Below are 22,782 nucleotides of genomic sequence, written 5' to 3'. Positions count from 1 at the left end.
AATCCGAGGTTTACCGTGAAAGAATATAAAGTGGTTATTTATCAGGAAGGCATGCTGGGTTCACTGTTGTTGGGCGCTTCAAAGGTCGATCCGGTAAAGTTCACCGACTTTTTAAACAAAAATGCCCGCCAGGGTTGGCGGGTGGTGACGATGGAAAAGGATATACGTCGCATGTTGTTGCTGTGGCAGCGCGAAGCCTATCTGGTGATTATGGAGAGGGAGACATGAAACTGGGCGTCGGTATCTGTCTGCTGATTGTGGTGTTATGGACAGCACTGGCCCTGCTGCAGCTTTGGTTTAGCCTGCTGACGACCGAGGTGTTCATCAAGCTAACCATTTCCGCCGTGGTGATTGTTGCCGCTGTGTTACTGGTGGCGCTGGGTATACGTGAATACCTGAGCGACAAAGAGCTTAAATCCAAGGGCTTCATAGACGAATAATTCCTGGGTGTTAGGAAAAGCCGGAGTGCGCCGTGTGTAGCATTCCGGCCTTCCGTTACCGATTCTTAAAGAACGCCTCCAGCGCCGCCGCCCTATCCTTGCCAACCAACTGCGCATGCGGGCGGCTTTCGATCAGCTGCATGTATTCCGCGATACCCGGAAGATGTTCGGCGACCAAATTCCTGTCGTAGATCTGTTGGGTGGCAAAGCCCACCAATTGCAAATGCGGCCAAGCCACCACGTCGGCGGCGGAAAAATGTTCTCCCAACGCGTAAGGCGATAGCGTCATTAACCGGGCCAGCCCGCGCAGGCCGTTTTCGACCTTGGTCAATACTTCGTCCTTGGTTTCCCGAGACACCTTACCGCCGAATATCGCTTCCGAGTATATGCGCCGGGCAATCTGCTCCACATTCAGCTCGATATGCTGGATGAATTCCCGGCATTTCGCCCTTTCGAAGACATCGTCGGGGTATAGGCTGGGGGCCTCCGGATAGGCATCTTCCAGATACTCCAGAATCGCTTGCGACTCCGACAAATAGCCCTCGGCGGTTTTGATGAAGGGAATCTTACCCAGCGGCGAGCGTTTTAATACCGCCTCGCTTTGCGCCGGCGGCAAGGTTTCCTCCGCGAAAGCCAGATTTTTTTCCAAAAGCGCCAGTTTGACTTTGTTGTAATAGTTGCTGATGGCAACGCCGTAAAGTGTGATCATGAACATATCTCCGTGGGATGAAAAATGGGCCCGACTATACCGACCGGTCAGTCCGTTGCAATAATACAGACCGGTCGGTATAGTGGCAAGTTTTATTCCGTTTGCTTTATGTCGCAAAATCTTCAAGAACGCATTCTGCGGGCCGCTTCCGCGCTTTTTTACCGCCAAGGCATCAAGTCGACCGGCGTCGACGCGGTAGTCAAAGCCGCAGGCACCACCAAGATGAGTTTGTACAAATACTTTCCATCCAAGGACGATTTGGTACTGGCGTATTTGGACAATCGCCGCGAGGCCATGCGGCTGCGGTTGCTGCGGGACATGCCGAATACTGATTCGCCCAAGGAAAAACTGTTGGCGGTATTCGATGTGTTTGCGGAACTGCATGCCGACCCCGAGTTCCGCGGTTGCCCGTTCATCAACGCCGCGGCCGAGTTCGCCGAAGAAGGCGGCCGCGTACAACAAGCCGCCGCCGCCTATTCTGCGTCGTTCCGCCAGCTGTTGGCCGGTTTGGCCGAGCAGGCCGGCGCCCGGCAAGCGGACGAGCTTGCCGGGCACTTGTCCATGCTGATTGCCGGCGCAATGGTCAGGGAGCAAATGCAGAAAGGCTCGGGCGGCATGCGGGATGCCCGGAAAGCAGCCGAAATTCTGCTCGGCAATTATCTTGCCGCGGCTGAATCTCCCATCCTCGACTAACCGACGACCAAGCCCATGTGGATACAAAAAGAAATACGCCTAAAACCCCGCGGCCGCGGCTTTCACTTGGTGACCGACGAAATCGTCGCCCAGCTGCCGGAATTGCGCCGGATCGATATCGGCCTGTTGCATGTGTTCATCAAACATACCTCGGCCTCCCTGACGCTCAACGAAAACGCCGACCCCACGGTAAGAACGGACTTCGAAAGCTTCTTCAACCGGGCCGTGCCGGAAGACCCACCTTATTACAAGCACATGGACGAAGGCAGCGACGACCTGCCGGCGCACTTGAAAAGCAGCCTGCTCGGTTGCGGCTTGACGCTGCCCATCAATAGCGGCCGCCTGAACGTGGGCATCTGGCAGGGCATTTATCTGTGCGAACATCGCAACCACGGCGGCAGCCGCAGCTTGGTGTTAACCCTGCATGGCGAATAGGCCGGCAGTGCAATGGTGGTGGTGGCAGCGTACAATACGCGGCTATTTGAAAAGCCGAATACGGGGGTATTTATGAAACGCTTGAAATGTTTACTCAGTGCGCTACTGCTAGCATCCAGTATGGCCGCGGTTGCCGAGAAGGAAATGACGGTTTACCGCAGTCCGACCTGCGGTTGCTGCGGCAAATGGATAACCCATGTCAAGCAACATCACTTTGCGGTCAAGGATATCGTCAGCGACGATATGCAGGCGATCAAACAAAAATTCGGCGTGCCGGCGGAATTGTCTTCTTGCCATACCGCCATCGTCGACGGTTATGTAATCGAAGGCCACGTGCCGGCGGCCGATATTGAAAAACTGCTGCAAACCAAACCCGCCGTGGTAGGTATTTCCGCGCCAGGCATGCCCATGGGCAGCCCCGGCATGGAAATGGGCGGCCGGCGGGACGATTATACGGTGGTTTCGTTCGATAAAGACGGCAAGGCTGAAGTGTTTTCCGAACACAAAGCTGACCAATAATCCTGTTTCACGCTCAATTTAGTTTTACCCGATTCGATACTTTATGCAGATCCAAGCCACCTTGCAGAAATTGCTCGACAAACATGACCTCACGGCCGCCGAAATGCAGACGGTGATGCGGGCCATGATGAACGGCGAACTCAGCGACGCCCAGACCGCCGGCTTTCTGATCGCCCTGCGCTGCAAGGGCGAAACCGTCGAGGAAATCGCCGCGGCCGTGTCGGTGTTGCGGGAACTGGTGCGCCCGGTACCGGTCGGCGGCGATCACGTTATCGACACCTGCGGCACCGGCGGCGACGGCGCCAACACGTTCAACATTTCCACCACGGCGGCCTTCGTCGTGGCCGCGGCCGGAGGCAAGGTCGCCAAACACGGCAACCGCTCGGTCTCCAGCAGCTGCGGCAGCGCGGACGTGCTGGAAGCCGCCGGCATCAACCTGGACATGCCGGCCGAACAAGTGGCGGACTGCGTGAACCGGATTGGCGTGGGTTTTTTGTTTGCCGCCAAACACCACAGCGCGGTGCGGCATACGGTTGGCCCGCGTAAGGAAATGGGCGTCAGAACCCTATTCAATCTGATCGGACCGATGTCCAATCCGGCCAATGCCCCGCATCAATTGATCGGCGTGTTCGACAAACAATGGCTGGTGCCGGTGGCGGAAGTGTTGAAAAAACTCGGCAGCAAGCATGTGCTGGTGGTGCACGCCCGGGACGGGCTGGATGAAATCAGCATCGCCGCAGCTACCGACGTGGCCGAATTGAAAAACGGCGAGGTCTCTAGCTATGTCGTCACTCCGGAACAATTCGGCCTGCAACGCGCCGGCCTGGACAGTCTTGCAGTCGGCAATGCCCAGGACAGCTTGGCAATTATCCGCCAGGTATTGAATAATCAAGCCAGCCCGGCGCGGGACATTGTGGCGCTGAACGCCGGCGCGGCGATTTACGCGGCGGATCTGGTAGATTCGCTAGCGGCCGGTGTGAACCGTGCGCATGAAGTGTTGGCGGATGGGAGTGCGTTGGCTAAATTTGAGGCGTTGGTCGCGTATTCTTGACGTTTTGTGCCGCACGCGCGACCGGGTGCGCTAGCCTAAATTGTTCGATTTTCGCTATCGCAGCAACTCTGCTTTTAAAGGGGAAAAATAATGGAATTTAAAAGGCAATATATCGTTAACGAAAGCAATCAAAAAATCGCCGTACAGCTTGATATCGATACTTTCGAAAAAATCGAAAATGTTTTGGAAAACTATGCGTTGGTGCAACTGATATACGCCGATGACAGCGACGCTTTAAATATCGAACAAGCCAAAAAATACTATGCCAGCCTGGATAAGGCTTGATGCAGATTGAATATCGCAAGAAATTTCTGAAACAATTGGCCGATTTGCCGGCATCGGTTCGTCCGAAGATTGAGCAATTTGTATTTGAGGATTTAACGAAAGCAACGAGTATTTTCGAATTAGGGAAATTCGAAAAAATGCAAGGATATGATGGGTTTTATAAGGCTCGGTTTGGCGATTATCGGGTGGGATTGCTGGTTAAGGATGACGTGGTGGTTGTGGCTACGGTGATGCATAGAAAGGAAATTTATAAGTTTTTTCCTTAAGTTTTTAGCTGCCCTCTCTTCAGGGTTGGTGTAAGGTATTTTTGTGTCGCTATCGCGACGGTTTTTTTGTATGTCGGGTCTCGGCCCGACAGCCGAGATACTTTTCTTTGCTTGTCCAAAGAAAAGTATCCAAAAGAAAAGACACCCCATGCCGCGTTTATCCTGCGCTCCTCGGGTTTGAGCGGGGTTTTCCGAAGGGGCTTCCCAGCCCCTGCGAAAAACGCGATGCATCCCTGCATCGCCCCTATCGGGCAAATCCACTCAAACCCTCCGGTGCTCGGCGCGGCATCAGGGGAGAAAACCCGTTGCGGGATTTGAAGTGGTTGGATAATTTGACAACGACAGGAATTTGAAGGATGTGCCGACGTTAGGAGGCGCATCATTCGCGGCCGATGCGCTTCACTTCGTTCAGCACATCCTACGTGCTTATAAAGATTAAACGAATGCCAGCAGATGTTTTCAAAAGGCCATAAGGTGTGCTTGTGAACCGCGAAGCAATTTATAGGATGCTGCTGAGCGATAGCGAGGCGCATCGGTTACGATAGATAGCGATCAATATTGCCCTATGCTTCGAGTGGGAACATTTTGAGAGAGAGGCATCGCATCCCGAATCGCAGAACGGTTCAATCGGCGCGCCGACGTCAGAGCATCGGTACGATAAGCAGTGAGAGAACATAAACTACGGCAATGGTTTTCTCCCCTTATGCCGCGCCGAGCACCGGAGGGTTTGAGCGGATTTGCCCGATAGGGGCGATGCAGGGATGCATCGCGTTTTACGTAGGGGCTGGGAAGCCCCTTCGGAAAACCCCGCTCAAACCCGAGGAGCGCAGGGAATACGCGGCATCCGGGTTGCCTTTTCTTTGGATACTTTCTTTTGGCAACGCAAAAGAAAGTATCTCGGCTGTCGGGCCGAGACCCGACTTTAAAACAACCGTCGCGATAGCGACACAATAACCAAGCAAGAATCATGACGAACACTCCCGACATTCTAAAAACCATCCTAGCCAAAAAAGCCGAAGAAGTGGCGCGCCGCAAAATCAACGCGCCGATTGCCATGCTGCGGGAAATTGCCACCGGCGTGCCCGGTCCGCGTGGCTTTTACCAGTCCCTGCGCGGCAAGGCCGATGCGAAAAAGCCGGCCATCATCGCCGAAATCAAAAAGGCCTCGCCCAGCCAAGGGGTAATACGGGAGGATTTTCAGCCGGTCAACATAGCGGCCGATTATATGATGAACGGCGCCACTTGTTTGTCGGTGCTGACCGATAAGGAGTTTTTCCAGGGTTCGGAAGCCAATCTGCAAATGATTCGGCAAAAGTGCCCGCTGCCGGTGATTCGCAAGGATTTCATGATAGACCCCTATCAAATAGAGGAATCGCGCGCGCTGGGGGCCGACTGTATATTGCTGATCGTTGCCGCGCTGGACGATGCCATGCTGAAGGAGTTGGCCGATACCGCCAGCGGCCTGGGCATGGATGCGCTGGTGGAAGTGCACGATGCCGCCGAACTGGAGCGGGCGCTGCGATTGAACACCCCGATGATAGGCATCAACAACCGCAATTTGCGCAGTTTCGAGGTTTCGCTGCAAACCACGCTGGAGCTGAAGAACAGCATTCCCGCCGACAAACTGATAGTCACCGAAAGCGGCATCCATACCCCGGCGGACGTGCAATTGATGTTGGACAACGGTATTTATACCTTCCTGGTGGGCGAAGCCTTTATGCGCGCCGAATCGCCCGGACAGAAGATGCGGGAATTGTTTTTTGCCTGAGCGGCGCCGGAGCGAAACATGTCGGTAGCACGGATTTTCAGCCGCTATTACGTGGCTGGTCTAAGCGATTGCGGTCGCTGTCGCACTCACAATGAAGACAGCATGCTGATCAATGATGCCGACGGCATCATTTTGTTGGCCGACGGCATGGGCGGACACCAATACGGCGATAAAGCCAGCCTTGAGGCTACGCAACTGGTGAACCGACTCATTCGGCAATATTTGCCGGCCGAGCTCGCCCCTCGGCGTCAAAACGGCTTTTGGCGAAAACTGGCTGGATTTTGGCGCAAGCCGGACGGAAGCCGGCAAGCACTGCCGGACACCCAGAGCCAAATCATCGGCGATATTCTGATTCAAGCCAACCAAGCCATTTACCAGCAGAATCAAACCGCCGAAGCGCTTGGCGGGCACGGCATGGGAACCACGCTGGTGGGCTGTAGATTCAGCGCCTCGGCCTCCATAATGCATGTGTTCCATGTCGGAGACAGCAGGCTTTATCGCTGGCGGGATCAGCAATTGACTCAAATCACCAAGGATCACTCGGCTTACCAGGCCTGGCTGGATAACGGGCAAGTCGGCGAAGCGCCCCGCTCTAGCATTATCCTGCGGGGCATAGGCCCGGAAGCGGAGGTGGCGCCCGACGTCAGGATACTGGACGTGGCGGCCGGCGATGGTTTTATGCTGTGTTCGGACGGGCTGACCGCCATGGTGGATGACGAGACGATAGCCGCCGTCATCAAGGGGATGGACAAAGACAATATCGAACAAAAAAACCGTCGGTTAATCGAGTTGGCTAACCTGCATGGCGGGGAGGATAATATTTCGGTTATTTTGGTCTGCCAATAAGATTTTATTCTTCCATGAATTTTAACAGTAGTTTTTTAACGGCAATGGTGTCGTCGTTGCTTAATTTGACTTGAGTATTTAGCGCTTGCCCGTTGAGTTTCACCAATCTGGATTTTCTGGGAAACAGATAATAGTTATTGCCGATACGTGAAATCTCGGCAACTAGTTTAGGCGTAAACCAGCCGCCCACCCGAATGTCGCTGTGCTTGCCGTTGCCTATGGCAAAATAATCCCTGTTCAGCAATATCTTGTTCAGATTTCTTTTTTCGCCGTGCACTAGCAGATAACAGTTGCTGGTATTTGATACCGAGGTGCTGGCGGGGTTGTTCCCCAGCATTACGGTTCTGTCGCCATCATCGCTCAGAGAGGCATTGGCGACGGGGCCGCTCCGGCTGCGCTGGCCGACAAACTTTAAATCGTGTTTGCAAATACTGATGGTATCGCCCAAGCGGATTTTCTGTTTGCCCGTCAGCTTGACGCCATTTAAATAAGTGCCGTTGGTGCTGTTTAAATCTTCAATAAACCATTCCTTGTCCTGGCGGGTAATAACGGCATGCAGCAACGACACGCCCTTATTATCGATTTGAATCGGATTATAGCCTGCCCGGCCTATGCTGGCGGAATCGCTGTCAATTTCCACCGTATGCCTTAGCGCACTATTAAAATAAATTTCAATAAAACTCATCTGCTTGTCCCACGCCCTAATTCAATTTGGTTTTTATCTTAACCCCGAATGCCGCGCTGAAAAAGCGAATCTTGCCGGCCAAGCACGGCGGGAGCACTAATCCGGCCGCAGGCTGTAATTGGCTTGCAGGCTGAACTGGCTTCCCGGTTGAATTTTGATCAGGTCGAAAGCCACATTTCCCGCTTCGACGCAAATAAACCGCCGGTAATCCAGATTGGCCAAATCCGGCATTTTTTTGGATGTTTTCGACCAGGGATTCCATACCACCGCCGTGCTGGTATCGGGCGAGTTGATATGGATACGCCGCTGCAAAACCGGGTCCACGATCACCAAATCCCTGCGGGCTTCCACATAAACCCTGTCTACTTCCTTGGTAACGGCAACCACACCCTTCTGGGTTTTTTGGGTGCCCTGTTCCAGCTTATCGAAATATTCGCAATCTTCCAGGCCGAAAATTTTTACCCGTTTGATATCGCCAACCCGGAAATAACTATGAAAGGCCTGGGTAATCGAGAAGGGTGTGTCGCCGGTATTGAATGTGGTCAACTTTAATTGCAGGCTGGGACCTATGCCGATGTCCAGCAACAACATAAACGGTTGTCGCCAGGTATTTTCCTTTTTGTAGGTTTCGTTGAACAGCAGGCTGACTTTGGTTTCGCTGGCGCTGATTGTCGTCGTGTTAGCCAGTTGCCAAAAATGATTGCGCACGAAGCCGTGATTGGGGCGCTGCAAGCCTTTCGGGTCGGGTCCGAACCACGGCCAGCACACCGGAATACCGCCGCGTATCGCCTTGCCTTCCGTGTAAGCCGATTGCTGGCTGAGAAATAACACATCCTCAGCTTGGTCCAGGGGTTGAAACGACAACACTTGCCCGCCGTAAATGGAGATCAAGGCGCTGGCGCTGTCATTGTCGATTTTAATCATGGGCAATCCACCCTGGCCCGAAATAATTTCAAGCTGGCCGGCAATGCCGAAATCCCGGTTTAATTGTTGAATATCCATCAGACTGCTAAAGAAATAACTGCTTATTTAATTGCGAATGGCGCGTGGCCATAATCCCGGCAACGATGACCGGATTGTTCGAACCAAAATTACCCACCCAACCTGATCCCGCCGAAATAGCGTTGCAAATCGATGCGGATCGGCATGAAATACACATTCAGGCCGGCGGCGGCGGCGGCGGCAATTACGCGATTGGCAAATTCGACATTCCAGTCGTAATCCGGCCGAAAGCTTTTCGGAAACTTGACCTTGTTTTTGACTTCCCAGTAATTCATCGAGGCCTGGGTGGTGATGGGGCTGATGCCGATGTAGGTTTCCAGGCCCTGCATGTGTTCGGCGTAGATTTCGATCAGGCGCTGGTCGTAGAAAGGCTGGGAGAAAAAACCGACGGCGCCGGCATCGGCCTTGCGCTGGGTGTACTCGCATTCGTCCCGCAGGCCTTGCCGGTGCGGATCGAAGCCGGCGTAAATGTTCAGGTCCGGGAAGCGCCGGCGCACCGCTCGAATCAAATCGACCACGTCGGTATTATAAAAAGCCCGTTTCAGGCCTTCGGGCGGATCGCCGGAGACTAGCAACACGCTATCCAGGTGGTAATCTTCAATGATGCGAAACAATTCGCCGCCGTCCGTCTTAAAGTCGATGGCCCTAAAATGCGGGATAAAACGGTATTTGTCGCGGTCTATGCGGTTTGCCAGTTCCCAACTGCGGGTGTCGAAGCGTTGGATATCCGGCACGTTGATGAAATTGATGCCGCCGTCCAGTTTTTGCACGAAGGCGTATTGTTCGTCAAACGCCTGCTGGGTTCTGGGTACGATTTCAAACGAGATGTTCATCCTGTAGGTGTTGCTGTCTGATGTCATGCCAAAGTCTTTGGGTTGGTATATAAAGGGCTTGAGATGTTGTCGAAAAGCCGCCCGAAATTGGCATTGTGCCAAATCGGGCGATTATTCTCCCTGCTTTATGTCCAGCGCGGCTTGATAAAGCAGCTTTTTACGTTGGCCGGTGATTTCGGTGGCTAGCGCCACGGCGGTTTTGATCGAGCATTCGCTTAACAGCAGGCGCAGGATTTTCAACTGTTCATCGGTCGGATGTTCATCGCCGGCCTCGATTTTGCAGCCGGCCACGATTACCACGAACTCGCCCCGGCGCATGTTCTCGTCGCTTTGTACTCTTTGCAGGGCTTCGGCTAGCGGCGCCTTGAGGATGGTCTCATGCAATTTGGTGATTTCGCGGGCGATGACGATTTCATGCTCGGCTGGAAAAACCGTTGCCATGTCTTCCAGCGAGGCCTGAATGCGGTGGCTGGATTCGTAAAAGGCCCAGGTGGTGGGGTCGCCTAGCTTGGCTTGAAAAAAACTTTTGCGGGCCGATGCCGTGCGGGGCGGAAATCCTTCAAAGGTGAAGCGGGTGACAGGCAGGCCGGAGACCGACAGGGCGGCAATCAGCGCACAGGCGCCTGGGATCGGTATCACATCCAATTCGGCCTGCTTGGCCAGTTTTACCAGCGGCAGGCCGGGGTCGCTGAGCAAGGGGGTGCCGGCATCGGATACCAGCGCAATAGTTTGGCCGGCTCGCATATTGTCGACCAGACCCCGTGAGGCATGCTCTTCGTTGTGTTGATGCAGGGAAACCAGCGGTTTGTTGATGCCGTAGTGCTGTAGCAGCATTTTAACGTGGCGGGTATCTTCGGCGGCGATCAGATCGACCTGTTTGAGAACCTCCAGAGCCCGAAAGCTGAAATCCGCCAGATTACCTATTGGCGTGGCAACCACGTATAATTTTCCGGACATCTGTCCCAAGCCCTCCGCAACTATGTCTGATTCAAAATGTTTTTTCATTATGCCCCGTCGCTTGCTGGCTTGCTGTATTTTTGCCGGCTTTTTTTTGGCGGCCTGCTCCACGGAGCCGGTGAAAAACCAGCCTAGGCCGGCGTTAAAACCCCAAGCTCAACGCCGGCCGCCCAACACGGAAGCGGTAAAAAGTTATGGTTTGGCGGATGACAGGGCGGACGGGCATTTATTGAGTGCCGATACCCTCATTCAAGCCGGAGACAATCTGGCGGCCCAAAAGGAACTGGATTTGATCCGTGAAGCCGGCTTGTCCGCGGAACAACGCGGAAAATTCAATGTATTGGCGGCGCAAATTGCGTTAAGCATGGGCGATGCCGAGCAGGCCATGCAGAAATTGAAAATGGTACGGCCGGCCTTGCTGGCGGGTGAGGATAAGATAGGTTATTACCAGTCGCTGGCTTTTGCCAATCTGTTGCTGGGCAACGTACTGCAAGGGGTCAGCGCCCGCATCAGCTTGGGGAATTTGTTAAAGGATACCCGGCAACAGCAAGCCAATATCATGGCCATCATCGACATGCTAGGCGTGTTGCCGGAAGAAACCCTGCAGACCCATCCGCAAATGGCGGGGGAGTTAAGCGGTTGGATGTCGCTGGCCAGGATACTCAAGCAACGCAACCGGCCGGGGGTCGACATCGGCGGTCAAATTCAGCAATGGCGGCAAAATTACCCCGGTCATGCCGCCAATGCCGAATTTTTACAGGCTTATCTGTCCGCGCCGGTTGCCTCCGCGCAAGAGAGCGCCGGCGACGAAACAGCACCGTCCGAGCCGTCGGCGGCCGGCATGATCGCGGTATTGCTGCCGTCCTCCGGCGCCTACGCCCCCGCCGGCAAGGCGATCAAGGCGGGTCTGCAAGCGGCGCATAGGTTGGCGGCCAGCGCCAGCCCCCAATTACCGTTGAAGTTTTACGACAGTGCCGAGGACGATATTGTTAGCCTGTACCAACAGGCGGTTGCCGAGGGGGCCAAGCAGGTGATTGGGCCCTTGGTCAAGGAACAGATTCAGGCCCTGGCGAATAATGTCTATCTGAGCGTGCCGGTGTTGGCCTTGAATCATGTCGAAAATGTCAGCCAAACCCATTTGTATCAGTTTGGCTTGAGTCCGCTGGACGAAGCAGAGGCCTTGGCGTTAAAAGCGCTGCGCGATGGCCGGCAAAGCGCCTTGGTATTGGTGCCCAATACCCAGCAAGGCGAACGTATCGGTCATTATTTGGCTAACGCCTGGCAGAAACATGGTGGAACGGTTGCTGGCATGCAGTCCTACGATCCGAAACAGCATGACATTGGGGCCGTGATGGGTCGGCTGTTCGGTACATCCGCATATCCCGACGGCCGGCAGCCGTCCCGCGCCTTGCTGTTGAGCGCCAATGCCGAGGCGGCCCGCGAACTGGCTCCGCAATTGAAATATCAGCAAAACACCGATTTGGCGGTCTACGCCATGCCGACCATTTACTCCGGTTCGCCCAATCCGGCGCGGGATGCCGAATTGGGTTTGTTCGGTTTTTGCGACATCCCCTGGATATTCGACGGCTATGTCGGCGGCCCGTTGAGCCAGTCCGCGCTACGGGGCGATTTGCAAGGACTGTCGGACAGTTTGAGCCGGCTGGTGGCGCTGGGCCTGGATGCCTACAATTTGCTGGGGCAGCTGGATCGCCTGGCCAGCGCGCCGCATGCCGGCGCTACCGGGCGATTGTCGCTGGATAATGAAAATCGGGTCACCCGCAAATTGGTCTGCGCCCAGTTCAAGGGTGGGGTACCGGTAGCCTCCGGATACGCCGAATAATGTTGTTCGGTAAATCCAAGCCCGCGCATTTGCTGCATGGGGATGCCGCCGAGCAACGGGCGCTGAGTTATCTGCAACAACAGGGTTTGACGCTGGTAACCCGCAATTTTCGCTGCAAGCTGGGCGAACTGGATCTGGTGATGCGCGACGGCGCGGCCTTGGTGATCGTGGAAGTACGCTATCGCAAATCCGAACGATTCGGTGGCGCCCTGGCCAGCATAGGCAGGCAAAAACAGGCGCGTATCGTCGCCGCCACGCAACACTATGTCATAATCAACAGCCTGAGCCATCATGCCATCCGCTTTGATGTGGTGGCCCTGTCCGGCGACAACCGCATCAATTGGATTAAAAACGCTTTTCAAACCTGACCCCTATGAGCTTACAAGACCGTATCATCAACCACTTTTCCGACAGCATTCAGACCAAGCAGGATGCCATGGCCAGTCTGTGCGAACTGATTGAATTCGCTTCGCAAAAAATCGTCGAGGCATTGGTGAACGACAAAAAGGTGCTGACCTGCGGCAACGGCGGCTCCGCCGGCGATGCGCAGCATTTTTCCTCGGAGATGCTGAATCGTTTCGAGCGCGAGCGGCCGGCCCTGCCGGCGATTGCCCTCAGTACCGATACCTCCACCATCACCTCGATCGCCAACGATTACCACTTCGACGAAGTATTCGCCAAGCAGATTCGCGCCCTGGGGCAGGCCGGCGACATTCTGTTGGTGTATACCAGCAGCGGGAACTCCGGTAATATCATCAAGGCGGTCAAAGTGGCGCACGACAGGGATATGACTGTAATTGCGCTCAGCGGCAAGGATGGCGGTGCCTTGGCCGGCGTGCTCAACGAAGCCGATATCGAAATTCGGGTGCCGTCCGGTTCGACCGCCCGTATTCAGGAAGTGCATCTGCTGATCTCGCATTGTCTATGCGATTTGATAGACCACCAATTGTTCGGCGGCTAGTTTTTCATCAATTTAAGCTAATGATGAACGGTCGGTGTTTCCTGGTATTCGGGCCGGGATGCGCGCCATTCGGTTTACGTTGTAAAAACGAGGTTTCCTCAAGGACTGATTGGGGAACGGCGTTAATTATTAATAATTAAAAGGTATTTTAAAAAACTTGCAAAGCCCGATTTATTGGGTGTAAGGTTCACGCAACGGCTCGGAAAAGCTAATTTAATTAGCTACTTACAAACAACTGCTTTTGCAAAAAAACATCATGTTTGTAGCTAATAAACAAATACATTATTAGCCTATCGGTGCCGTTTTAGCTTCAGCGGCGGTAATAAGGCAGTACGATTTACTATCGTCCGCCTATAACAATAATACCCTTACCAGAGATTTACTATGTCCAAATTTCCAATCGATCTCGGCGCTTATCAGCGCGTTACTTTAGACCCGAAAAACCCAACTTTGACTGACGCGCAACGCGCCAGCCTGAAAGCCAACATTCAATTGTGCCGCGACGCGATTGTCTATTTCACGGCAAATGGCGCGGCCCGTGGCGTGGGCGGCCATACCGGCGGCCCATACGATACCGTGCCGGAAGTCATGATCATGGATGCCCTGTTCCACAGCTCCAACGATTTTGTGCCTATCTTCTTCGATGAAGCCGGACACCGTGTCGCTACTCAGTATTTGATGTCCGCGCTGAACGGCGATTTGCCGGCGGAACGCTTGATAGAATACCGCGCGGCGCATTCGCATTTGCCGGGCCACCCCGAATTGGGCTTTACCCCCGGCGTCAAGTTTAGCTCCGGCCGCTTGGGCCACATGTGGCCGTATGTCAACGGCGTGGCGATCGCCAATCCCGATAAAACCTTGTTTTGCTTGGGTTCCGACGGTTCGCAACAGGAAGGCAACGATGCCGAAGCGGCACGCCTGGCCGTAGCCCAAGGCTTGAACGTTAAACTGATCATCGACGATAACAACGTCACCATCGCCGGTCATCCGTCCGAATATCTGAAAGGTTGCAGCACCGCCAAAACCCTGGCCGGTCAAGGCGTCACCGTGCTGGAAGGCGACGGTGAAGACCTGGACGATTTGTACAAACGCATCATTACCGCGATCAATACGCCGGGTCCGGTGGCGGTCATCAACCATCGGCCGATGTGTCCCGGCATTGTCGGTCTGGAAGGCTCGACGCACGGTCATGACGTGGTATCGGTGAAAGTGGCGTTGGAATATCTGGAATCGCACGGCCGACAAGCCGCCGCCGATGCACTGCGCGAAGTCAAGGCGCCAAAGAACGACGCGGTATTTTTGGGTTCCAGCGACAAATGGGATGCCAACCGCAACGTGTTCGGCGACGCCTGCGTGGAGGTCTTGGGCCGTTTGAGCGAAGCGGAGCGGATTGCCAAAGTCCGGGTGGTCGACAGCGACTTGGAAGGTTCTTGCGGTCTGTTCAAAATCCACAAGGCCTTCCCGGAAGTGTTCATCTCCTCCGGTATCATGGAGCGCGGCAATTTCTCCGCCGCCGCGGGCTTCGGCATGGAAGCTGGCAAACAAGGCATTTTCGGCACTTTCAGCGCATTCTTGGAAATGCTGATGTCGGAAATCACCATGGCCCGCTTGAATAACTCCAACGTGCTGAGCCATTTCTCGCATTCCGGCATCGACGACATGGCCGACAACACCTGCCATTTCGGTTTGAACAACATGTTTGCCGACAACGGTTTGAGCGATGCTTATGAAACCAAGCTGTATTTCCCGGCTGATCCCTTGCAAATGAAAGCTTGCGTGGAAAAGGTTTTCTTCGATCCGGGTTTGCGTTTCATCTTCTCCACCCGTTCCAAAGTGCCGACCATTCTGGATGGTAACGGCAACGAGTTCTTCGGCGGCGACTACAAATTCGTTCCCGGCAAGGACGAAGTGATTCGCGAAGGTACGGCGGGATACATCGTCAGCTTCGGTGAAGCCTTGTATCGCGCGCTGGATGCGGTCGAACGTTTGAAACAGCAAGGTGTTGATGTCGGTTTGATCAACAAACCCACACTGAATGTCATCGACGAAGACATGCTGACCAAATTGGGCAAAGCGCCGAAAGTGATGGTGGTTGAATCGTTTAACCGTAAAACCGGTTTGGGCAGCCGCATGGGTACCTGGTTGCTGGAGCGCGGTTACACACCGAAATACGCCTACATCGCCACGCACAAGGAAGGCTGCGGCGGCCTGTGGGAGCAATTCCCGCATCAAGGTATCGATCCGGCCGGCATCATGGCGAGTTTCCTGAAAAACTAAACCCTGCCTGATTTGGGGCGCGGGATGCGCTCTTTGCTCAAGAGGGTATCGTCAATATCCAATCAAGCCCTTCCCCCGCAAGGAGAAGGGCTTTTAAGACGGCGACCCCTAAAGGATGGATTTGTTATTTAATTTATTATTGGGTTTCAATTAAACATTATGTCTGCAATTATTTATGCATTAACCGTACTTTATTTTTCCTACGTGATTTACGTGGTTCTTGGCGATAGCATAGGAAGCTTTATTAAAAGTAATAATTTATTCGGCTCGTCAAAATAATCAGCCGCCTCGGGCATAACTTTTCTTATTTCCGAGGCTGTTGTTGACGGCAGTCTCAGCAACACGTCCGGTTAATTTGCGCCGGACCGCTGTTATGGGCCATGAATGTTTAAACCTGCTCCCAGGCCACATCCCGACTGATGAAGTCATCTATCATGTTCAAGTCGTCGTAATTGGCGTAGGCCAAGCCGAGTTTGGCATATGCCGACTCAATCGATGTATTCCAGATCATTTTTCCGCCGCCGGCCAGCATCCGTTGCGTCGAACTATATGCCGCATCCGATTTGAGGGCTGGCGCCATATAAAACCCAATTCCGCTTTGTCGGCAGCGTTCGCAGAAGGCCGGCAGGCTGTGGTCTTTTCCCCATTGCTCGGAGGCGCAGGCCGTGCCGGAATGATAGAGTTCGTGCAGCACCGCATCGACGTTTTCCAGGGCAAAATTTCGGTAATTCAAGCCGGGATACGGTTTGATCAGCAAAATGCCCGCGAAGCGGTTTTTTAGTTCGATGCCCGCCGTCTGTCTGGCCGGCAAGGCATGCAATTCGGTAAACAGACCGTTTTCGTAGTTTAGATAGGGTCTGGATTGCACACTGATGAAATCGCCACTGAGCGGCAGGCAATTGCTCAAGCGTGTCGCAATATGTACCTGCATGGCATGGCCGGGATTTTGATAAGGCACAAAAACGCCGGCTTGGCGGCCTTGGCGAATGTAGTCCACCGCGCAAACGAAATTATTCAAACCGTTCGCCAGCGGATAATCCAGCGGAAAATTGCTGGAAACCAGCAGCAACGGAATGTTCAAGCCGTTGAAATAAATACCCAAGGCGGCCGCGCTATAAGCCAGGGTGTCGGTGCCGTGAGTAACGATGATGCCGTCGAATCGGGATAAATCCTGGCTTTCCACGGCCTCGATAATCTGTTGCCATGCAAGCGGATGCAGATTTTCGCTGAGAATTTGCAAAGGTTGCAGGCAGGTAAACCGAATCCGCTCGTGATCGGGGTCGCGCCGCGTAAACAATTGCAGTAATTGATAGCCGGCGTCGGCATGGGTGTCGATAGTGCCGTGGCTGACTTGGGAGCCTATGGTGCCGCCCGTGAAGACTAACAGGATATGTTTCATATAAAATAAGCAGCCGAAAGTTAAGCCGCGCATAGTAATCACAATCCATGAAAATTTCACTGATCGTCGCCATGGCCAGCAATCGGGTCATCGGTTTGGACGGCAAAATGCCTTGGCATTTGTCGGCGGACTTAAAGCGCTTCAAGCAGATCACCCTGGGTTCACCGATTCTGATGGGGCGCAAAACTTTCGATGCCATAGGCAGGCCGTTGGTTGGCCGGGAAAACCTCATCGTCAGCCGTGATCCGGCCTATCAACAACCGGGTTGCCGGGTTTTTGCCGATATCGAGAGCGCATTGCGGCATGCCCAAGCCAGTCCCGAACTGTTTGTGATCGGCGGCGCCACGCTTTATGAAGCCCTGTTGCCGGCCGCGGATTATCTTTATTTAACCTTGATACACAGAGAGTTTTCCGGCGATACCCGGTTTCCGGGGCTGGATTATTCGGTCTGGCAAACCTTGGAACGGGTCGATGTGGACGATGATGCCAACGTGGATTTTTCCTACAGTTTCTTAAAGTTGACGAGGTGAAAGCGGCTTTAGCGATGGCAAAACGGCGTATGGAGGCTTACAATTACGCGTTGTCATAAAACTGTCATATTTGCTTCATACTATTGTCACTCTTAAAAGGCAGTATAGCTTCCGGTTTCTAACATTGATTGAGAAATAATATGAAAAAAACATTTCAGCTGAAGTCGCTTGTTCTAGGTTTTGGCTTGGCGTCCAGCGCATTTTTGCCGGCTGGCGTGGCGGCGGCTCCCGCGTCCCTCGATCCCGCGCTACCTGAATATGCGGCGGCCAGCGGCGTATCGGGGAATATTTCCAGCGTCGGTTCCGATACCCTGGCCAACCTGATGACTTTGTGGGCTGAAGAGTTCGGCAAGTTGTATCCCAACGTCAACATTCAAATTCAGGCGGCCGGTTCTTCGACCGCCCCGCCGGCGCTGACCGAGGGTACTTCCAACCTGGGTCCGATGAGCCGTAAAATGAAGGACAACGAAATCGACGATTTCGAAAGCAAATACGGTTACAAGCCGACCGCGATTCCCGTGGCTATCGATGCCTTGGCGGTGTTTGTCAACAAGGATAACCCCGTTAAAGGCTTGAGCATTCCGCAAGTGGACGCCATCATGTCATCGACCCGTAAATGCGGTTACGCCACGGATATTACCACCTGGGGCGAAGCCGGTTTGACCGGCGGCTGGGCAAGCAAGCCCATCCAATTGTATGGCCGTAACTCGGTTTCCGGCACCTACGGTTTCTTCAAGGACGAAGGGCTGTGCAAGGGCGATTTCAAAAGCAATGTCAACGAACAGCCGGGCTCTGCTTCCGTGGTGCAGGCAGTGACTACATCCAATAACGGTATAGGTTATTCCGGCATCGGCTACTCCACTTCCGGCGTAAGAGCGATTCCCTTGTCGACCAAGGAAGGCGCGCCTTTCGTCGAGCCCACGCCCGAGAACGCCACTTCCGGAGCCTATCCGCTGTCCCGTTTCCTGTATGTTTACGTCAACAAAAAGCCTAACGAAGCGTTGGCGCCGCTGGAAAAAGAGTTTATCAAAATGGTGCTGTCCAAAACCGGCCAACAAGTGGTGGTCAAGGACGGTTATATCCCGATGCCGGCCAAGGTAGTGGAAAAGGCCCTGACGTTGATCGAATAAGCATCATTTACGGATGAGTGATACAGGAAAGCAATGGCAAGGATGCTCAAGGGAATTAAAGTGAAATCGATCCTTGGTTAATGCGGGTCGATTTTACGCCCCTCGCAAAGCCGATAAGTTACCCTGGTGATTTGTCGGCTTTTTTATACTTAATAGCCTTGTGTTGTGATACAAGGACGCCACGTATACTACTTATGTTTTGTTATGTCTGAACCTCAATCTCCCGCGGCAAAATCGACGCTGTTGCAGTTGTCTTCAAGCGATGCATACCAGCGTTGGCGATTGTTAAAAGATAAAATCGTGGCGAAAGCCGTTGTTATCGGCGGCTTGAGCATCATTCTGGCGATAGTGTTGATTTTTTTCTATCTGCTTTATGTGGTGTTTCCGCTGTTGTTATCGTCGAGCGCGGAAGCGGTCAGCCGTTACGATGCACCGGAGCCGGCCATGGGCAGTACGGTGTTTTTGTCCATGGAGGAACAAAACGAGATAGGCGTGCGTTTTACCGATACCGGCAAGGCCATATTTTTTGCAGTGGCGGACGGCCAGGTAAACCGGGTGGTCGATTTGCCGATACCGGAAGGCGCGCGGATTACCAGTCATGCGCATGGCGGCGTGGACAAGGGTATTATCGTTTACGGCCTGTCGGATGGCCGGGCCCTGGTGGTCAGGCACGAATACAAATTATCGTATCCCGGCGGCAAGCGGCTGATCACGCCCAGCATATCTTATCCGCTGGGCACTGAGCCGACCCTTGTCGATAATAATGGACAGGCTCTTGACAAGATTACCGTTAAAGTCGGCGACAAAAACAGCAGCTTTTTGGCCAAAACAGCAGACAACCGCCTGCTGTTTCTAACCCTGGTCAAAAAAGAGTCCCTGTTCGACGACGAAGTCAGCTGGGAGCGCAACGATGCCGTGGTGGACATGACGGCCGGCGATGTGGACTTCATGTTGCTAGATAAAGAGTTTCGTAACCTGTATCTGGCCGGCCGCGGCGGCGATTTGACCGTGGTGGATGTGTCCGATAAGGCCAACCCCGTCATCAAGCACAAAATCAACGTCATGCAACAGGGTGGCGAAATCACCAGCATGGAATTTCTGAACGGCGACATTTCGTTGTTGATCGGTGATAGTCGTGGCGGGTTGGCGCAATGGACTATCGTGCGCGACAAACAAAATCATTACAGCGTGCGGAAATTGCGCGGCTTCAAAGTGTCGGATGCGCCCATCGTTACCATCAATCCCGAACAACGCCGCAAGGGTTTGTTGGCGGTTGATGCCAATGGCACAATGGGAATTTATAACACCACGGCCGAACGCGAAGTGATCCGGGAAAAAGTGGTGGATGCCAAGCCGCTTGCCGTGACTTTATCGCCGCGCGCCAATGCTTTTTTGCTGCAAAGCGAAAACGGCAAAATCGAACACTGGCAAGTGGAGAATCCGCATCCGGAAGTGTCCTGGTCCTCCCTTTGGCAAAAAGTCTGGTACGAGAGTTACGCCGAGCCGGACTACATCTGGCAGTCTTCGGCCGCCAGTAACGACTTCGAACCGAAAATGAGCCTGACGCCGCTGGTGTTCGGCACCTTGAAAGCCTCTTTTTATGCCATGCTGGTGGCCATTCCGCTGGCGTTGTTCGGGGCGATTTATACCGGTTATTTCATGGCGCCGGGCATGCGCCAGTACGTCAAACCCGGCATAGAAATCATGGGGGCGCTGCCCACGGTGATTCTGGGTTTTCTGGCCGGTCTCTGGCTGGCGCCCTTCGTGGAAATGCATTTGACCGGCATTTTTGCATTGCTGATGGTGGTGCCTCTGGGGGTAATGATTTTCGCCTACATCTGGCAGCATTTGCCAAAAACCATTCGCAACAAAGTTCCCGACGGCTGGGATGCCATCGTACTGATTCCGGTCATCATCCTGTGCGGTTGGTTGGCGTTTGCGGCGAGTCCGTTTATCGAAGAGTTGTGTTTCGGCGGCGATTTGCGGGCCTGGATGCGTAACGAGTTCGGCATCGGCTACGACCAGCGCAACACCCTGGTGGTGGGTTTGGCGATGGGCTTTGCCGTGATTCCCATGGTGTTCTCGATTGCCGAAGATGCCATCTTCAGCGTACCCAAACATTTGACGACCGGCTCGCTGGCTTTGGGTGCCACGCCTTGGCAAACCTTGGCCAAGGTGGTGATTCTGACCGCCAGTCCGGGTATTTTTTCGGCGGTAATGATTGGCCTGGGCCGCGCGGTCGGTGAAACCATGATCGTCTTGATGGCAACCGGCAATACGCCGGTGATGGACATCAGCATCTTTCAGGGCTTGCGAACCTTGTCGGCCAATATTGCCGTGGAGATGCCGGAGGCCGAAGTGAACAGCACCCATTACCGGGTACTGTTTTTAGCAGCCCTGGTGCTGTTCATGTTCACATTCATCGTCAATTCGCTGGCTGAGTTGGTGCGTCAGAATTTGAGACAAAAATACAGTTCGTTATGATTAAAGCATGGTTTAAGAGCGGTTCGCCGTGGATATGGATGACCGCCGGCGCGGTCAGCATCAATTTGCTGCTGGTCGTCGGTTTGTTGTTGCTGATCGCCATACGCGGCCTGGGGCATTTTTGGCCGGCGGACATTCTGGAATATCAATACCGTGATCAAGACGGCCGGAATTCCGTCATTATCGGCGAGGAAGTGGACGAATCCCTGCTGCACGAAGCCCAGGCCAGGGAGGCGGGATTCGAGGTATTGAACGGCGCCGAGTACCTGCATAAGTATCTGGTAAAAACCGGTAACCGCGATATCCTGGGCAGCGATTTCCGCTGGATTCTGGATCAATATATCCGCGAAAAATCCACCCCGGACGACTTGATTGCGGTGGAGCGCAGAGAGTGGGGCAATTTTTACGGCCGCTTGCTGGCCGTCAAGCAGAACGGCGAAACGATCGCCACTGGCGAGCAAGCCTGGCCGGTGGCGGGGGAAAAGCTGGCCAAGGCCTTGGACTTGTTCGATGAAATCGACCGTCTGCAAAACAAAGACGTGGGGGCGGTCAATTACAATCTGGAACGGCTGCGCCTGAAACAGCGCGCGCTGGAATTGAAAAACCAATGGGACGACGCCAAAAGCCGGGAATTCGCCGCGCAAAAACAGGCTTACGAGGAGCAGTACAAAGTTATCCAGACGCAACTGAGCCAACTGAACCGGGAAATCAAGACTTACAGCATAGTGGTCTCCGAAGCGGGCGGACGGGAAATCAACATACCCTTGAATCGGGTGGTGAAACTGACCCGTCCCAATGCGATGAGCGTGTTGGACAAAGCTGTGGAGTACGTGAAAAACTTCAAGGCCTTTATTACCGAAGACCCGCGCGAGGCCAATACCGAGGGCGGCATTTTTCCGGCCATATTCGGTACGGTGTTGATGGTGATGTTGATGGCCGTGGTGGTGACGCCGTTCGGCGTCATTGCGGCAGTCTACCTGAGGGAGTACGCCAAGCAGGGTTTTATCACCCGCATCATACGCATAGCGGTGAATAACCTGGCCGGGGTGCCTTCCATCGTTTACGGCGTGTTCGGTCTGGGTTTTTTCGTTTACATCATAGGCGGCAACATTGACCGGATTTTTTTTCCGGAAGCGGCGCCCGCCCCTGTGTTCGGCACGCCGGGTTTGCTGTGGGCATCCCTGACCCTGGCTTTATTGACCTTGCCGGTGGTGATCGTCGCCACCGAAGAAGGCCTGTCCCGCATACCCAAATCGATACGCGAAGGCAGTCTGGCCCTGGGGGCCACCAAGGCTGAAACCTTGTGGCGCACCGTGTTGCCGATGGCCAGTCCGGCCATCATGACCGGCCTGATTCTGGCTGTGGCGCGCGCGGCGGGCGAAGTGGCGCCCTTGATGCTGGTCGGCGTGGTCAAACTGGCCCCCACCCTGCCGTTGGACGGCAACTTTCCCTACCTGCATCTGGACAGAAAATTCATGCACCTGGGTTTTCATATTTACGACGTGGGTTTCCAAAGCCCCAACGTGGAAGCGGCGCGGCCCTTGGTTTATGCCACGTCCTTGCTGCTGGTGATGGTGATTGTCGGTTTGAACATGTTCGCCATCGCCGTCCGCAACAATTTAAGAGAAAAGTACCGCGCACTGGAAAATTAACGTTGTTCATCAACAAGACA

The 22,782-nt window shown here is 54.0% G+C and carries 24 protein-coding genes; 18 read left to right on the top strand and 6 right to left on the bottom strand.

Annotation, left to right across the window (positions count from 1 at the left end):
• The first annotated feature begins 15 nt into the window (after window positions 1-15).
• Window positions 16-228 carry a DUF4177 domain-containing protein gene (locus NP590_RS08080; protein ID WP_256601816.1) on the top strand — a complete coding sequence of 71 codons (213 nt, stop codon included), beginning with the start codon at window positions 16-18 and terminating at the stop codon, window positions 226-228.
• Window positions 225-440 carry a hypothetical protein gene (locus tag NP590_RS08075; protein WP_256601815.1) on the top strand — a complete coding sequence of 72 codons (216 nt, stop codon included), beginning with the start codon at window positions 225-227 and terminating at the stop codon, window positions 438-440. The genes NP590_RS08080 and NP590_RS08075 overlap by 4 nt, the downstream gene beginning before the upstream one ends.
• A 55-nt stretch (window positions 441-495) precedes the next feature.
• Here the strand turns inward: NP590_RS08075 and NP590_RS08070 are convergent, their stop codons facing one another.
• Complete coding sequence (locus NP590_RS08070; RefSeq protein ID WP_256601814.1) at window positions 496-1,149, bottom strand: glutathione S-transferase family protein; 654 nt, start codon at window positions 1,147-1,149, stop codon at window positions 496-498.
• A gap of 108 nt (window positions 1,150-1,257) precedes the next feature.
• Here NP590_RS08070 and NP590_RS08065 point away from each other — a divergent pair, with 108 nt between their 5' ends.
• The 8 genes from NP590_RS08065 to NP590_RS08030 all read left to right on the top strand — a co-directional run bounded on the left by NP590_RS08065 (window position 1,258) and on the right by NP590_RS08030 (window position 7,012).
• Window positions 1,258-1,842 (top strand): TetR/AcrR family transcriptional regulator, encoded by a 585-nt coding sequence (locus NP590_RS08065; protein ID WP_256601813.1) that lies wholly within the window; start codon window positions 1,258-1,260, stop codon window positions 1,840-1,842.
• 15 nt (window positions 1,843-1,857) lie between these two features.
• Window positions 1,858-2,277 carry a secondary thiamine-phosphate synthase enzyme YjbQ gene (locus NP590_RS08060; protein WP_256601812.1) on the top strand — a complete coding sequence of 140 codons (420 nt, stop codon included), beginning with the start codon at window positions 1,858-1,860 and terminating at the stop codon, window positions 2,275-2,277.
• A 72-nt stretch (window positions 2,278-2,349) separates the two neighbouring features.
• Entirely contained in the window at window positions 2,350-2,796 is a 447-nt protein-coding gene (locus NP590_RS08055; RefSeq protein ID WP_256601811.1) for a DUF411 domain-containing protein, read from the top strand.
• A gap of 43 nt (window positions 2,797-2,839) precedes the next feature.
• Entirely contained in the window at window positions 2,840-3,847 is a 1,008-nt protein-coding gene (gene trpD, locus NP590_RS08050; RefSeq protein WP_256601810.1) for an anthranilate phosphoribosyltransferase, read from the top strand.
• 90 nt (window positions 3,848-3,937) lie between these two features.
• On the top strand, window positions 3,938-4,132 hold the full coding sequence (locus NP590_RS08045) for a RelB antitoxin-like protein (protein WP_256601809.1): 195 nt from the start codon (window positions 3,938-3,940) through the stop codon (window positions 4,130-4,132).
• On the top strand, window positions 4,132-4,398 hold the full coding sequence (locus NP590_RS08040; protein ID WP_256601808.1) for a type II toxin-antitoxin system RelE family toxin: 267 nt from the start codon (window positions 4,132-4,134) through the stop codon (window positions 4,396-4,398). The genes NP590_RS08045 and NP590_RS08040 overlap by 1 nt, the downstream gene beginning before the upstream one ends.
• A gap of 967 nt (window positions 4,399-5,365) precedes the next feature.
• Complete coding sequence (gene trpC / locus NP590_RS08035) at window positions 5,366-6,166, top strand: indole-3-glycerol phosphate synthase TrpC (RefSeq protein WP_256601807.1); 801 nt, start codon at window positions 5,366-5,368, stop codon at window positions 6,164-6,166.
• Window positions 6,167-6,184: 18 nt separating this feature from the next.
• Window positions 6,185-7,012 (top strand): PP2C family protein-serine/threonine phosphatase, encoded by an 828-nt coding sequence (locus NP590_RS08030; RefSeq protein ID WP_256601806.1) that lies wholly within the window; start codon window positions 6,185-6,187, stop codon window positions 7,010-7,012.
• 4 nt (window positions 7,013-7,016) lie between these two features.
• On the opposite strand, the gene NP590_RS08025 is transcribed toward NP590_RS08030, so the two are convergent.
• The 4 genes from NP590_RS08025 to rsmI all read right to left on the bottom strand — a co-directional run bounded on the left by NP590_RS08025 (window position 7,017) and on the right by rsmI (window position 10,537).
• Window positions 7,017-7,697, bottom strand: coding sequence for an FHA domain-containing protein (locus tag NP590_RS08025; protein ID WP_256601805.1), 681 nt, complete (start codon window positions 7,695-7,697; stop codon window positions 7,017-7,019).
• A 96-nt stretch (window positions 7,698-7,793) separates the two neighbouring features.
• The gene (locus NP590_RS08020; protein WP_256601804.1) at window positions 7,794-8,699 is read right to left on the bottom strand and encodes a D-hexose-6-phosphate mutarotase; all 906 of its coding nucleotides are present in this window, start codon (window positions 8,697-8,699) and stop codon (window positions 7,794-7,796) included.
• A gap of 89 nt (window positions 8,700-8,788) precedes the next feature.
• The gene (locus NP590_RS08015) at window positions 8,789-9,532 is read right to left on the bottom strand and encodes a methylenetetrahydrofolate reductase (RefSeq protein WP_256601880.1); all 744 of its coding nucleotides are present in this window, start codon (window positions 9,530-9,532) and stop codon (window positions 8,789-8,791) included.
• Window positions 9,533-9,643: 111 nt separating this feature from the next.
• Window positions 9,644-10,537, bottom strand: coding sequence for a 16S rRNA (cytidine(1402)-2'-O)-methyltransferase (rsmI, locus tag NP590_RS08010; RefSeq protein WP_443192667.1), 894 nt, complete (start codon window positions 10,535-10,537; stop codon window positions 9,644-9,646).
• Between the two features lies 1 nt (window position 10,538).
• Between rsmI and NP590_RS08005 the strand changes: the two genes are divergently transcribed.
• The 4 genes from NP590_RS08005 (at window position 10,539) to NP590_RS07990 (ending at window position 15,567) form a co-directional block, all read left to right on the top strand.
• On the top strand, window positions 10,539-12,329 hold the full coding sequence (locus tag NP590_RS08005) for a penicillin-binding protein activator (RefSeq protein ID WP_256601803.1): 1,791 nt from the start codon (window positions 10,539-10,541) through the stop codon (window positions 12,327-12,329).
• Window positions 12,329-12,697: a YraN family protein gene (locus NP590_RS08000; protein WP_256601802.1), complete on the top strand. Its 369-nt coding sequence runs from the start codon at window positions 12,329-12,331 to the stop codon at window positions 12,695-12,697. Before NP590_RS08005 ends, NP590_RS08000 begins: the two co-directional genes overlap by 1 nt.
• Before the next feature lie 5 nt (window positions 12,698-12,702).
• A complete protein-coding gene (locus tag NP590_RS07995; RefSeq protein WP_256601801.1) occupies window positions 12,703-13,290 on the top strand; it encodes a phosphoheptose isomerase in 588 nt (195 codons plus the stop codon).
• Window positions 13,291-13,674: 384 nt separating this feature from the next.
• Window positions 13,675-15,567 (top strand): thiamine pyrophosphate-binding protein, encoded by a 1,893-nt coding sequence (locus NP590_RS07990; protein ID WP_256601800.1) that lies wholly within the window; start codon window positions 13,675-13,677, stop codon window positions 15,565-15,567.
• Between the two features lie 388 nt (window positions 15,568-15,955).
• On the opposite strand, the gene NP590_RS07985 is transcribed toward NP590_RS07990, so the two are convergent.
• Window positions 15,956-16,966, bottom strand: a complete 1,011-nt coding sequence (locus NP590_RS07985) for an asparaginase domain-containing protein (RefSeq protein ID WP_256601799.1) — start codon at window positions 16,964-16,966, stop codon at window positions 15,956-15,958.
• Between the two features lie 47 nt (window positions 16,967-17,013).
• Here NP590_RS07985 and NP590_RS07980 point away from each other — a divergent pair, with 47 nt between their 5' ends.
• The 4 genes from NP590_RS07980 to pstA all read left to right on the top strand — a co-directional run bounded on the left by NP590_RS07980 (window position 17,014) and on the right by pstA (window position 22,762).
• On the top strand, window positions 17,014-17,496 hold the full coding sequence (locus NP590_RS07980) for a dihydrofolate reductase (RefSeq protein WP_256601798.1): 483 nt from the start codon (window positions 17,014-17,016) through the stop codon (window positions 17,494-17,496).
• 140 nt (window positions 17,497-17,636) lie between these two features.
• A complete protein-coding gene (locus NP590_RS07975) occupies window positions 17,637-18,626 on the top strand; it encodes a PstS family phosphate ABC transporter substrate-binding protein (RefSeq protein WP_256601797.1) in 990 nt (329 codons plus the stop codon).
• A 204-nt stretch (window positions 18,627-18,830) separates the two neighbouring features.
• A complete protein-coding gene (locus tag NP590_RS07970) occupies window positions 18,831-21,110 on the top strand; it encodes an ABC transporter permease subunit (RefSeq protein WP_256601796.1) in 2,280 nt (759 codons plus the stop codon).
• Complete coding sequence (gene pstA, locus NP590_RS07965; protein ID WP_256601795.1) at window positions 21,107-22,762, top strand: phosphate ABC transporter permease PstA; 1,656 nt, start codon at window positions 21,107-21,109, stop codon at window positions 22,760-22,762. Before NP590_RS07970 ends, pstA begins: the two co-directional genes overlap by 4 nt.
• Window positions 22,763-22,782 lie beyond the last annotated feature (20 nt).

The organism is Methylomonas subterranea, assembly GCF_024505185.1.
Classification (GTDB): Bacteria; Pseudomonadota; Gammaproteobacteria; order Methylococcales; family Methylomonadaceae; genus Methylomonas; species Methylomonas subterranea.
Note: the sequence above shows the minus strand (reverse complement) of the source record. Positions and strands in the feature narration are given on the sequence as shown.